Here is a 13,284-nt window from a genome sequence, read left to right as displayed (position 1 = left end):
AAAATTAGTTTAAGAGGTTTTTAAAAATGGTAGAAGTTTTAGATTTAGACACAAAGAAAAGGATACTTAGTAACTACAACGAAAAAAAGAAAGAACTTATCCTAAAACATTATGCAGGGGAAAGTGGTTTAGAGATAGTCAGACAGCTCTCTGACCTTACAGATGAAACTATTAAAGAGTTTGCAAAAATATCTTTTCCAGATTTAGAAAATATAGCTATAATTGTTTTGGGTGGATACGGAAGAAGGGAGCTGTGTTTTAAATCAGATATAGACATATCTATCGTATATACTCACGAAGATATATCAAAGCTAAAAGCAGGCATAGAAAACTTTTACTACTGTTTACTTGATTTAAAAGTTGACATTGGATTTTCTCCTAGAAACATAAAAACATTTTTAGACCTATCAAAAGAAGACTTAACAGTTGCAACCGCTTTACTTCAAGGAAGATTTTTATGCGGAAACGAAGAAATTTTTAAAACATTAACAGACAGATTTAAAAAACTAATTAAATCAAGAAGAAGAGCTTATATAGAAGCAACTTTAAAATCAAGAAAAATCAGATATCAAAACACAGGAAGTAGTATATACATGATGGAACCCCACGTTAAAGAAGGTGAAGGTGGCTTAAGAGACTTTCACGAAGTATACTGGATAGCAAAAGTTTTAGACGATGTTAACGATTATAAATACTTTGTAGAAAAACAGATAATACTTGAAGAAGAGTACATAGAGCTTATGAACGCCTATGATTACCTTCTTAAAATAAGAAACCAGATGCACCTTTTATGTAATAAAAAATGCGATGTCCTTACATTCCCACTACAAGAAGAAGTAGCTAAAAAATTAGGATATGCAAGCCCTAACGCAGATTTCGAAGAACTCAGAGAAAGTGTTGAAAGAATGATGAGACTTTATTACCTAAATGCTAAATCTATAAATAACATAACCAACAGAATACTAAAAAACCTTATTGAACAAGAAAATCCTTACGAAGAGTACATACCAATAGACAACGTCTTTATAAGAACGTCAAAAGAGATAGACGTATTAGACCCAAAAAAGTTTGAAAGAGACCCAGTAAACATTTTAAAAGCCTTTAAATACTACAAAAATTATGGATTAAACTTCTCTTCAACCCTTGAGTATCTTTTAAGAAAAAATGAAAGAGTTTTAAAAAATAAAGTTTTAACAGAGGAAGAAGAAGCATTAATAAGAGAAATTTTTTCCAATATCTCAAATCTTCCAAGAACTCTTAAAAAGATGCAAGACTTTTATGTCTTAGATGACATTATTCCAGAGTTTGGATATCAAAGATGCCACTTTCAGTACGACCATTACCACAAGTACACAACAGATGCCCACGCAATAAAAGCATTAGAAGAGTTAGAAAATCTTCAAAGAATAGACAGCCCTCAAAAGAAACAGATTTATGAGATATACAAAGAGATAGAAAGAAAAGACCTTCTTATATGGGCTGTATTCTTACACGATATAGGAAAAGGGCATAAAACAGACCACAGTGAACTTGGATCGGTTTTAAGTAGAGATATATTAGAAAGGTTTGGATATCCTCCTTCTGATATAGAGACTGTATCTTTTTTAGTAAGGCATCATCTTGATATGGCACACATCTCCCAAAGAAGAAATCTTCACGAGCCAAAAGTAATAACAGAGTTTGTAAAACTTATAAAAAACAAAGAACTTTTAAATATGCTTACAGTTTTAACTTACTGTGATGCAAACGCAGTAGGACCAGGAGCTTGGAACGATTGGAAATTTGCATTACTAATAGAGTTATATACTAAATCCATTCAGTTTTTAACAGAAGGAAGTTTAGAGTCTATAGAAAAGAAAGTAGAAGAAAAAAAAGATAAAATTTTAGAAATACTAATATTAGAGTTAGGAAAAGAGAAAGCACAAAAGCACATAAACAGATTGTCAGATTACTACATAATCTCAACCCCAATCGATGACATAGTTAAACATGTTAAGTTAGAAGACAAACTTTTATCTTCAGACGATAAATTTAGCGTAGATTTTGAAAAAAATACAGGAGCTGGCTATTCTAATATTGTAATAGCAGTTAGAGATATTGATAATCCACTGCTAATAATTACAGGTATTTTGTCTTACCTTGGAATAAACATACTTACAGCTTACAGTTTTGAGAGAAACGATGGAGTTTACCTTGTAGACCTGCAAATCTCTACATCAAGTCTTGAAGCTGTAGATGAAAGTAGATTTAATAGATTTGTTGAGATTTTAGAAAATGTTATGAAAGAACCTTCTTACTTTGAAAAGATAACAGTAAAAAGACCAAAAGGATTTAAAGCAAGTACTGTCCCACCACCTATCTTTGTCAAAATAGACAATGAAATGTCAGAAGGATACACTATTTTTGACGTATCAGCAGAAGACAGAATAGGACTACTTTTTGACATTATAAGAGTTTTTGCTTCTTTTGATATATACGTCCATATGGTTAAAGCTTCTACACAGGGACTTAGGGCAAGAGACTCTTTTTATGTAAGGACAAAGAATAAAGAAAAAATAACAGATACGACCCTTTTAAAAGCAGTTCAAGAGCAACTGTTAGAAGTTATAAAAAGTTAAAATTCTATAAACTATAAAAGACATTATCCACGCAGAGCTAAAATTTATAGCGATAGATATAAACATCCATTTATAACTGTTAAGCTCCTGCTTTATTGCAAATACAGTTGCAAGACAAGGAGTGTATAAAAGTAGAAATACTAAAAACGAGTAAGCTGAAGCAGGAGTAAACGCACTTCTTATACTATCAGCAAGACTTTTATTAAATTCCTCTTCACTCTCTACCTTTACAAAACCAAAAACAGCCATGAAGTTTTTCAAAAGATTTATGTTCGCATCTACAAACTCAACAACTATTTCTTTTACTCCTTCTTGAAAAGATAGCTCTTTAGTTTCTTCCTCAATTTTTTCTCCTACGTATATGTTTCCCATCGTTGACAGCACAACTTCCTTGGCAACAAATCCAGAAAACAAAGAAGCTGTAGCTTCCCACGTTCCAAATCCAAGAGGCTCAAATATAACTGCAACTTTTTGAGACACCTTTGCCAGTATCGTCTCATCTTTTTTTGCACCGTAAGGAATGTTTGTTAAAAACCATATTAAAACAGACATAGCAAATATAAACGTTCCAGCTTCTACTATAAAACTTTTTACTCTAATCCAAGCATTTTTTAAAATATATCGAAATGTTGGAAGCCTGTAAGGAGGAAGCTCCATAATGAAAAATTCAGACTGAGTTTTAAAGTGAAATTTATTTAGAAGTAGGGCAACTATAACAGCTGTTATTATACCTATCAAATAAAGAGAGAATATTACAAGTCCACCATGGTTTTTAAAAAATACAGATACAAAAAAAGCAAAAACTGTAAGCCTTGCACCGCAGGACATAAACGGAATCATTAAAGTAGTAAGTATTTTTTCCCTTGTGTTTTCTATCGTTTTTGTAGCATAAACAGCTGGGACATTACAACCAAAACCAAGTAAAAGAGGGATAAAAGACTTTCCACTTAGCCCTATACTGCTGAAAAATCTATCCATTAAAAAAGCAGCTCTTGCAATGTAGCCACTACCTTCAAGTATCGCTATCATAACATAAAGAGTAAACAAAACAGGAATAAATGTTAAAACAAATCCAACGCCACCTAATACACCTTCTGCTATAAAAGATTTTAAAAGGTCGTTTGTGTTTATACTGCTTAAAAGAGACAAAGTCCATCCAGATACAACACTTAACACTTTATCAAGCCATTCAACATAAGGAGAAGATACTTTAAAAGTAATCTCAAAAACTATCCAAACTAAAAGAAGGAATATCGGTAGCCCAAGGTATCTATGAAGAAAGATTTTATCCAATGTTATAGAACTATCTACTACGTCTTCCTGCTGTTTTTTAACTGTTTGATGATAAACACTTAGAACGTTTCCATACCTTTCTTCTACGATAAACGTTTTTACGTCTTTTTTGTACAAAGACTTAATCTCATTTCTAATTTTTTCAAGACTTTCTTCTAGAGCAGGAGAGATAGAGTCTTTTAAAGACCCTTCAAGTAAAGATATTGCCAAGTATCTTTTAGGATAGATGTCTAAAAGAACTGGATTGTACTCTTTAACAAGAACTATAACTTTTTTTAAATACTCTTCTATTTGAGATTCAAAATGTTCACACTGTACAAATTTTTTACTTTCATAGATTTCAAGTATCTTTTCTAAAAGTTGGTTTATACCTGTTTTATTTTTTGCAGAAGTTGGAACTACAGGACAGCACAGCAATTTACTCATCTTTTCATAATCTATGATTATTCCTTTTTCAACTGCTTCATCCCATATGTTTAAAGAAATAACCATAGGAATTTCAAGTTCTAACAGCTGAAAAGTAAGATATAGGTTTCTCCTTAAATTTGTAGCATCAACAACGTTTAATATAACATCTGGTCTTTCTTTTAGTAGAAAGTCTATCGTTATTTTTTCTTCAGCTGATTGATTTCTTAAACTATAAATGCCAGGAAGGTCTATAAATCTGATTTTATAATCCTTGTAGGTTAATGTAGCTTCCAATTTCTCAACAGTTACACCTGGCCAGTTGCCGACCTTTATATCTGACCCTGATATTGCATTAAGAAGAGCCGACTTTCCTACGTTAGGGTTCCCGACTAAAGCAACTGCAATCTCTTTCATTTTTCTTCCTCTACTAAAATACAAGAAGCTTCTTTTTTTCTTAATGCAAGACAGTAATCATGGACTTTAAGTTTAATAGGACCACCAAAGGGAGCATCTTGAATAACTTCAACCTTTACACCTGGAATAATACCAAGGTCATACAACTTTTGTTTTATATCCTCACAACCTGTTATATCTATAACTCTCCCACTTTGACCGGGTTTTATATCTCTTAAAGTCTTCATTAACTCTCCAACTTAAATTAAATCTCAATTTATATTATAGCTAAAATTAAATAAATTCTATGATTTTTACATTAAAATTGTTATGAAAAATCTGTATATAGGTAGTATTATTAAGCCAATTATTCCAGTCATTAAAAGAAGAATAATCAAGAAAAAGCCAAACTGCTCGTAAGGTTCTATTTTTTCCTGTAATTCTCTTGGTAAAAAGTTAAGGAGAATATTACCACCGTCTAAAGGCGGTATAGGTAAAAGGTTAAATATACCTAAAATGAGATTTATGGATACAGCATACTTAAAAAATATAGCCAGAGGAATAATTACAGATTCTAAAGAAGCTGTTCCAAAGATAGAAGCAAAGTAAGTTAAAAACGTTTCATTTTTCATAAAATGATACAGTCCAGCAAATAAAAAGGCTAATAAAAAGTTAGTACCCGGTCCTGCAAAAGACGTAATTATAATTCCTTTTCTCATATCTATCTTAAAGTTAAGAGGGTTTATAGGTACAGGTTTTGCATATCCAAAAAGTATAGGAGAGTTAAGAAGTATAAGTATTCCGGGAATAAGTAAAGAACCCAAAGGGTCTATGTGAGGTATAGGGTTTAAAGTTAATCTGCCTTCTCTTTTTGCTGTATCATCTCCAAGTTTATAAGCAACAAATCCGTGAGCTACTTCGTGGAATATTACAGCCATAAGTAAAGCTGGTATCATAAAAATAATATCAACAACGTTTATGTTCATCTGCACCTCTAAAAGCTATTTTATCGTTTTATTTTAGCATAATACAATTATGATATAATTGGTTTAATAAAACAACACTAGAGGTTTTTTATGAGATATGCCATTTTGATATTTTTAGCTTTTTCACTTTTTAGCTGTCAATCTCTACCACCAGAAGCACACTTTATAGACCCAAATAAAATTTCAGGAAAAATACTAATTGATGAAAAATTAAAAGATAAATGTAAAGGAGATATGTTTATCATCGTAAGAAAAGGAATATCACCTCAGCCTTTAGCTGTTAAAAAAGTTAAAAATCCAAGCTTCCCTTATAATTTTAAACTAACTCCAGCTGACGTTTTAGTTGAAGACATGTTTAAAGAGTTTAAAGATGAGGTTATTTTATACGTCAAAACTTCCCAATCAGGAAATCCTATGGAAAGTTCAAGAAGCTGTGAAAGTGAACCTATCGTTGTAAAAACAGGGGCTCAAAATGTAGTTATAAAAATAACAAAATATACAGAGTGAAAAGATGAAAGCAATAGTAATAATAACAGGCTCTGAGTTTGTTCAAGGAAGAAAACAGGATAAAAACGGTCTTTTTATAGCTAAAAATCTTTTTGAAAAAGGGGTTGACGTAGTAGGTATTATTATCTCTCCTGATGACCTATACAGTCTTACTAATTACATAAAGTATGCATTGGATAGGTCAGACCTAGTATTTATATCAGGGGGACTTGGACCAACCTCTGATGATATTACAAGGCAAGCTGTAGCAAACGCCATAGGTGTTGCACTTATATATCACGAAGAGTGGTTATCTAAATTAAAAACAGAGTATAAAAAAGCCCGTGTAGAAATAACCCCAGAGAGAAAAAGTATGGCTAAAATCCCTTACGGCTCGGCTATACTTGAAAATCCTGTCGGTAGAGCTTGCGGATTTATAAAAGTTTTAGACGATGTAAAAAAGGCTATAGTTGCACTTCCCGGCGTTCCCTCTGAAATGGAACCTATGTTTTACGATGCCTTAGAAAAACTTGGATTAAAAGATAAAAAGAGATTTACTCAGCTCTATAGAGTTTTTGGAATAAAGGAGCTTGATTTAAACTATCTGTTAGAAGATATAAAAAACATATCTTATAATTTTTCTCCAAAAGGTGTAGATATATTCTTATGGGAAAATGATGAAAAAGAGTTTTTACAGATAAAACAGAAAGTAAAAGAAAGGCTTGGAAATATAATATACGCAGAAGACAGCATAGAGATGGAAGAAGTTGTAGGTGAACTTCTTAAAGAAAAAGGATATACTATTGCAACTGCAGAATCCTCAACCGGTGGTCTTATAGTATCAAGACTTGTAAACGTTCAAGGAAGCTCTCAGTATGTTTTAGGAGGATTGGTTTCTTATTCAAACGAGGCAAAGATAAATATTTTAAAAGTTAACAAAGAAGATATAGAAAAGTACGGCGCTGTAAGTGGGACAGTTGCAAAACAGATGGCTGAAAATGTTAGAGAAATTTTCGGTAGCAGTCTTGCTGTAAGCGATACAGGAATAGCAGGACCTACAGGAGATACACCAGATAAACCATTAGGCCTTCACTATATAGGCTTTACTGACGGAAAAGAAACAAAAGTTTACAAAGAAATTTACAAAGGCAGTAGAAACGACGTTAGATTATATATATCCCAATTTGCTTTAAATTTAGTAAGATTGTATTTTATTTAGTAAATAAACTCTACTCTGTTTCTGCCTTTATTTTTAGCCAAATAAAGAGCTTGATCTGCTCTTTTTATTGCGTTTTCTAAATTTTCATTCTTTTTTATCTGAGTTACACCTAAACTTACAGTTACTTTACTAATATCTTTAAAATAGAAATTTTCAACATTTTGTCTAATTTTTTCAGCAACAGTGATGGCACCTTTTAAATCTGTTTCTGGAAGAATTATTAAAAATTCTTCTCCTCCCCATCTAATAATGTAATCCGATTTTCTTAAGGTTTTCCTTGCTATTTGAGCTACAGTCTTTAAAACATAATCACCTTTGTCATGTCCATAAGTATCGTTAATCTTTTTAAAATGGTCAATATCAAATAAAATAACAGAAATAGGTTTACCAGTTCTCTTTGATCTTTCATATTCAATCTCAACAAGGTTATCAATTATATTTCTATTAAATAAGCCTGTTAATTTGTCGGTAATAGCTTTTTCCTCTGCCACTTTTTTAAGCTTAAGTACATAAAAAATAAATATATTTATAATGATCAATAAAGTAAATAAAAATCCCAACGCTGTTAAAAAAGTTTTTTCAGAAATAGAAAAGGTATTATCTTCTTCATAAGAGACAATAAAACCAACATGTTTATTTTGTAATAGGTTTTTAATAGAATAAAAAGTTGCAGATATAATTTTCTCATCTATTTCTTTGAATATAACAAAAGATTCTTTTGATGACAGTTTTTCGGTAATATCATTTTTTGCCTTTTGATTAAATTGATTTATTAACTCATAATTTTTTATATTTTTTAAAATTTGACCTTCTATAAAATAGTCTTTACTTAAATCACTCTCTATAAAACTTTTACTTTCTTTTAAATTTATAAATTCTTTGCTTACTATGAAAATATACTCTTTACCAAAAGTTTTTGATAAATCTTGAGAAACTTTATAAAATGGAACGTTTAAATAAATAGAACCTATAAGTTGTTTATGGTAGTATATAGGAAAATAGAAAACCAAACTATCTAGAAATCTTTTATCCATAATCGATAATGAATCGTTGGCTTTAAAAAATTCTATAACGTCTGATAATTTATCACCATATTTATTAAAGTTATGAAATCTAAGGTAAACAGTTCCATCTGGTAAAACAAACATGAACCTTTCAAAACCATATTTACGCAAAATTTTATAGTCTTTGTAAAACTTGGTATACAAAATATACCTTTTTGAAAAATCTGATTGTTTTAAAATTTCCAATATTGAATCGTTTTCTACTTTTGTAGAAAAAAAGATATTAGCTATGTTATCAAACTTATCTGCCTCTATTTCTAATTCTGAGGCAAGCTGATTTATTTTACTTTGTATATAAATAGATTCTCTGTTTTTTTTATCTAAATAAAGGAGGAAAGTAGTAAAACAAAGTATAAAAACATTACCTATAAATAAAACTATATAATCTTTTTTCAATTTTCTTACCATACTGTATATTTATTATCGTATAATAAATGCTTAAAATTTTAACATAAAGTTATGAGGTTTGAATAATGGTTGATAAAAAACTCTGGGGTGGAAGATTTTCGGAAAGTACTGATGTTTTTGTTGAAGAATTTACAGAAAGTGTCTCTTTTGATAAGGAGCTTGCACTTTACGACATAAAGGGTAGTATAGCCCACGCAAAAATGCTTGGAAAACAGGGAATAATACCAAAAGAGGATGCTGAAAAAATAGTAGAAGGTTTAACTCAGATAGAAAATGAGATTAAAGAAGGTAGATTTACTTGGAAAAAAGAGCTTGAAGACGTTCATATGAACATAGAAAAATCACTTATTGAAAAAATTGGAGATGTAGGAGGAAAACTTCATACTGGAAGATCAAGAAATGACCAAGTTGTAACAGCATTTAGACTTTATTTAAAAGATCAAGTAAGTGATATCATTAACCTTTTAACACAACTTCAAAATGCTCTACTAGAAAAAGCACAAGCTTATATAGATGTAGTGATGCCTGCTTATACACACCTTCAAAGAGCACAACCTATAAGAGTAGCTCACTATTTTTTAGCATACTTAGAAATGTTCCAAAGGGACAAGGAAAGATTTGAGGATAACTTAAAAAGAATTGACATGCTTCCTCTTGGTAGTGGAGCTGTAGCAGGAGTAGATTTTCCCATAGATAGAGATTTTGTTGCAAAAGAACTTGGTTTTTCTCAAATAATGAGAAACTCAATAGATGCCACAAGTAGTAGAGACTTTGCAATTGAGTTTTTATCTAACGCTTCTATATGTATGGCAAATATGTCAAGATTCTGTGAAGATATGATAATATACTCTTCTTCTGAATTTTCTTTTGTAGAGCTTCCAGATAAATTAACAACGGGGTCTTCAATAATGCCACAGAAAAAAAATCCTGACGTTTTAGAGCTTATCCGTGGTAAAACAGGAAGGGTTTACGGTAATTTGGTAGCTCTTTTAACTATTGTAAAAGGTCTTCCTTTGGCATACAACAGAGACCTGCAAGAAGATAAAGAGCCAGTTTTTGATACAGTTAAAACCTTAAAAGGTTCTATAATCGGTATAACAAAAATTGTAGAAGGTCTTAAAATAAATAAAGAAAAAGTAGAGTCAGCTGCGGGAGGATTTGCGTTAGCTACAGATTTGGCAAACTACCTTGTAGAAAAAGGAATACCTTTCAGGCAGGCTCACCACATAGTCGGTAGTATAGTAGCTTACCTTGTAAATCAAGGAAGAGACCTTGAAAGTATAACTTTACAGGAACTTAAAAATTTTAGCAGTAGCTTTGAAGAAGATGTTTTAAATCTTTTATCACCTTACACCGTAGCAGATAGGAGAAAGTCTTTCGGTGGGACAGCAAAAGACCAAGTTTTAAGTCAAATAGAATTTTGGAAAAATAAACTGGGTTGATTTGGTTTATTTTTGGATACTTACTTTTACTTATAGGAATTGGTTTATTTTCAAAAAAATTAATTAAAACAGGTAGAGACTACCTTCTTGCAGGGCAGTCTTTGCCTCTTTCTCTCTCTACATTTGCCCTTTTTGCAACTTGGTTTGGTTCTGAAACTATCTTAGGTGCGACAGATGAAGTTTTAAAGGGCGGATTTGTTAAAGTTATTGAAGAACCTTTTGGAGCTGCTTTATGTTTAATATTAGCAGGTTTTCTTATTGTAAAACCTATATACAGGATGGGACTTACTACGTTTGGAGATTTTTTTAGGGTAAAGTATGGAGAAAAAGTTGAGATTTTAGCTACTTTAATGCTTATAATATCCTACTTTGGATGGATAGCTGCTCAATTTGTTGCCTTTGGACTTATTTTTAAAGCAATTACAAACTTTTCTTTTGAAGTAAGCATTTTAATAGGATTTTTCATTGTCTTGATTTTGACATACCTTGGAGGTATGTGGGCTATAGCTTTGACTGATTTTATCCAAACAATTGTGATAATCTTTAGTATTTTATTTGTTTTTTTTGATGTGATAATTTTGGCAGGTGGGTTTAGCGCTTTTAAAAAAATTCCACCATCGTATTACAGTCTAATTCCAGAGCTTAACTACAAAGATATTATAATGTATATAGCAGGCTTGATTACTATTAGTCTTGGGTCTATTCCAGGACAGGAATTGTTTCAAAGGTATATGTCTTCTAAGAGTGAAGACGTTGCTTTTAAATCCTCTATTTTAGCGGGTTTAATGTACTTAACTGTCGCTTTAATTCCTCTTTTTACAGTGTTAATAATAAAATTTAGCTTAGGGTTTGAAAGTAAAAATACTTTGATTGATTATATTTCTCTATATACAAACGATTACATCAAAACAATATTCTTTGCAGGATTGATGTCAGCTATTTTAAGTACAGCTTCTGCTGCTATTTTGGCTCCATCTGCTCTTTTAAGTAATAATATTCTTCCAAAAATTTTCAAAACATTTTCTGAAAGTGCATTACTAACTCTAAGTAGATCTTCTGTTTTAATTATAAGTATAATTTCTCTTTTATTAGCTTTTTCTGGAGAGAGTATCTATCAGCTTGTTGCAACCTCTTCAATTATCACATTGGTTTCATTGTTCTCTCCGTTTATACTGGGAATATACTGGAGCAAATCAAACAAGGCAGGAGCAGTAGCTTCAATTATTATAGGATTTCTAACTTGGTTTTTCGTAAACTTTCTAATTGGTTTGGAGTATGAAGCTGTCATAGTTGGATTTTTAGTAAATGTTTTAAGTATGGTTTTGTTTTCTCTTCTTTTTAAAGAGACTTAACTTTTACAAGTCCGTTGTCAAACTCTATAAAGTTTCTTCTCTTACAGTTTTCACAAACAGCAGTTTCAAATCCATAATCATTTCCTACTAAAATAACTGTTTTTTGTAATTTACCACACTTACATACAAACTCTACTTCTTTAAATTGGATTTTTAGGTCTTCTAAGATTTTCATACTAAACACCTCCTACAGTATTTGTATTAATTCTACCGAGGAGGTGTTAATATTTTATGAATGTTTTATTAAGTTTACTTTATTTTTGGACCTTTTTCGTACTTGGAATCAAAGTAGTTTAAAAACTCTTGTGTTTTGTCAAGTTCAGGTTTTCCGTATAAAACTGCTTGCTTGTCTATTATGAGAGAGTAATTCTTTTCTTTTGCAAAGCTTTCTAAATTTTCTTGAACTAACTTCATAAACTGTCCAAGAAGTTCATCTCTTCTTTTTAAAACTTCCTGCTGTTTTTGAATGGCAAAGGCTTGGAACTCTTCTTGGGATTTCTGGTCTTGCTTTAAAGTTTTTTGTTTTGCTTCAACTTCTGCTTGAGCTTTTTTCCCTGCTTCTTCTAAAAGAGCCTGAGCATCTTTACCAGCTTTAGAGTTGTTTACCACAGGTTGAACGTCAATGAAAACAAGGTCAGCTGCTTTTACAGCTACAGATAAAGCCATAAAAAAAACAACCGATAAAACCGCTACAAACTTTTTCATATATCCTCCTATAAAATAAGTATTTTTACTCAATTGTACATATACTTTCTGGTCTTTTTATACGAAGGGCAACTATCTCAAAAATTCTAAAGTAATGGTCCATACTGTCATAATTAACATAGGCTGTTATAACATCTTGAGATACAAAAATATCCATATTTTCTATTCCAGTTGCAACTAAAACCGCTTTGTTTTGAGGAACAACAGGAGCTGTAAATACTCCTACATCAAAAAGTTTTTTTATGTGCTCTATTTCTAAAACTCCACTGTTTCCGTAAAGTCTGTGTAGGTTTGCATAGTCTTTTGGATTTAAAACTAAAGCAAAATTAGAGTAAAATCCTAACTCATTTAGTTTTACAACTGCCTCTAATATATTAGAAAAAGCCTCTCCTTCCTTACTCCAATCCTTTATTTTACATACATTCCTTCCTTTAACATTCAAAAGACCTTCAAAACCTGTTTCTTTATCTCCATGGAATATAAGTTTATCTTCTGTTAACGCTACGTCAGAAGCTGCAACGGCTGCAACGCTAAAGTCTAAAGGAACTCCTAACTTTTTTGCCGTTTCTATATCTCTCCAATGGATTTTAAAATCCTTGTATATTATAGGCAAGGGCAAAAATTTTCTTTCTTTTACTTTTACAACTCCACAATCACTTTCGCCAAATAAACCGCAAGCACCACTGTTTCCAGATTCAATGATATCCTGAGGAACAAACTGAACGCCTGCATCGTAGGGTCCAGATAACTCAATAAATCTTCTTCCTACAAGATTTCTCTTTACTGTTTCTATAACAATCTTATCAAGCCTTTCCCAATCAGTTGCAGTTAAAGGAGCCTCTTCTCTTTTTAAAAATTCCATCTTTTTTACCTCCAAACTCAATAGATTATAACATAAATATAAGAGAAG

12 protein-coding genes are annotated in these 13,284 nt (G+C 31.3%); 5 read left to right on the top strand and 7 right to left on the bottom strand.

Annotated features, from left to right (window positions below):
- Positions 1 to 26 precede the first annotated feature (26 nt).
- A complete protein-coding gene (gene glnD / locus Q385_RS0107640) occupies positions 27 to 2,618 on the top strand; it encodes a [protein-PII] uridylyltransferase (RefSeq protein WP_028951098.1) in 2,592 nt (863 codons plus the stop codon).
- Here the strand turns inward: glnD and feoB are convergent.
- The 3 genes from feoB to Q385_RS0107625 all read right to left on the bottom strand — a co-directional run bounded on the left by feoB (position 2,598) and on the right by Q385_RS0107625 (position 5,698).
- A complete protein-coding gene (gene feoB / locus Q385_RS0107635) occupies positions 2,598 to 4,733 on the bottom strand; it encodes a ferrous iron transport protein B (protein ID WP_037919852.1) in 2,136 nt (711 codons plus the stop codon). The two genes, glnD and feoB, sit on opposite strands and share 21 nt — an antisense overlap.
- On the bottom strand, positions 4,730 to 4,960 hold the full coding sequence (locus Q385_RS0107630; RefSeq protein WP_028951096.1) for a FeoA family protein: 231 nt from the start codon (positions 4,958 to 4,960) through the stop codon (positions 4,730 to 4,732). Before Q385_RS0107630 ends, feoB begins: the two co-directional genes overlap by 4 nt.
- 66 nt (positions 4,961 to 5,026) lie before the next feature.
- Entirely contained in the window at positions 5,027 to 5,698 is a 672-nt protein-coding gene (locus tag Q385_RS0107625) for a site-2 protease family protein (RefSeq protein WP_051524424.1), read from the bottom strand.
- A gap of 90 nt (positions 5,699 to 5,788) precedes the next feature.
- Here Q385_RS0107625 and Q385_RS0107620 point away from each other — a divergent pair, with 90 nt between their 5' ends.
- Together Q385_RS0107620 and Q385_RS0107615 are read left to right on the top strand one after the other, a co-directional pair.
- Positions 5,789 to 6,205: a c-type cytochrome biogenesis protein CcmI/CycH gene (locus tag Q385_RS0107620; RefSeq protein WP_028951094.1), complete on the top strand. Its 417-nt coding sequence runs from the start codon at positions 5,789 to 5,791 to the stop codon at positions 6,203 to 6,205.
- 4 nt (positions 6,206 to 6,209) lie between these two features.
- Positions 6,210 to 7,403 carry a nicotinamide-nucleotide amidohydrolase family protein gene (locus tag Q385_RS0107615; protein WP_028951093.1) on the top strand — a complete coding sequence of 398 codons (1,194 nt, stop codon included), beginning with the start codon at positions 6,210 to 6,212 and terminating at the stop codon, positions 7,401 to 7,403.
- Here the strand turns inward: Q385_RS0107615 and Q385_RS09160 are convergent.
- A complete protein-coding gene (locus Q385_RS09160; RefSeq protein WP_051524423.1) occupies positions 7,400 to 8,863 on the bottom strand; it encodes a GGDEF domain-containing protein in 1,464 nt (487 codons plus the stop codon). The genes Q385_RS0107615 and Q385_RS09160 overlap by 4 nt on opposite strands.
- 77 nt (positions 8,864 to 8,940) lie before the next feature.
- Here Q385_RS09160 and argH point away from each other — a divergent pair, with 77 nt between their 5' ends.
- Together argH and Q385_RS0107600 are read left to right on the top strand one after the other, a co-directional pair.
- Positions 8,941 to 10,317: an argininosuccinate lyase gene (gene argH / locus Q385_RS0107605; protein ID WP_028951092.1), complete on the top strand. Its 1,377-nt coding sequence runs from the start codon at positions 8,941 to 8,943 to the stop codon at positions 10,315 to 10,317.
- Positions 10,314 to 11,669, top strand: coding sequence for a high affinity choline transporter 1 (locus Q385_RS0107600; RefSeq protein WP_028951091.1), 1,356 nt, complete (start codon positions 10,314 to 10,316; stop codon positions 11,667 to 11,669). The genes argH and Q385_RS0107600 overlap by 4 nt, the downstream gene beginning before the upstream one ends.
- Here Q385_RS0107600 and Q385_RS0107595 read toward each other — a convergent pair.
- The 3 genes from Q385_RS0107595 to Q385_RS0107585 form a co-directional block, all read right to left on the bottom strand.
- A complete protein-coding gene (locus tag Q385_RS0107595; protein ID WP_028951090.1) occupies positions 11,656 to 11,844 on the bottom strand; it encodes a hypothetical protein in 189 nt (62 codons plus the stop codon). The two genes, Q385_RS0107600 and Q385_RS0107595, sit on opposite strands and share 14 nt — an antisense overlap.
- A 74-nt stretch (positions 11,845 to 11,918) precedes the next feature.
- Positions 11,919 to 12,374: an OmpH/Skp family outer membrane protein gene (locus Q385_RS0107590; protein ID WP_028951089.1), complete on the bottom strand. Its 456-nt coding sequence runs from the start codon at positions 12,372 to 12,374 to the stop codon at positions 11,919 to 11,921.
- Between the two features lie 25 nt (positions 12,375 to 12,399).
- Positions 12,400 to 13,236 (bottom strand): family 1 encapsulin nanocompartment shell protein, encoded by an 837-nt coding sequence (locus Q385_RS0107585; RefSeq protein WP_028951088.1) that lies wholly within the window; start codon positions 13,234 to 13,236, stop codon positions 12,400 to 12,402.
- Positions 13,237 to 13,284 lie beyond the last annotated feature (48 nt).

Origin of the sequence: Sulfurihydrogenibium subterraneum DSM 15120 (genome assembly GCF_000619805.1) — a bacterium.
GTDB classification, from domain to species: Bacteria; Aquificota; Aquificia; order Aquificales; family Hydrogenothermaceae; genus Sulfurihydrogenibium; species Sulfurihydrogenibium subterraneum.
Note: the sequence above shows the minus strand (reverse complement) of the source record. Positions and strands in the feature narration are given on the sequence as shown.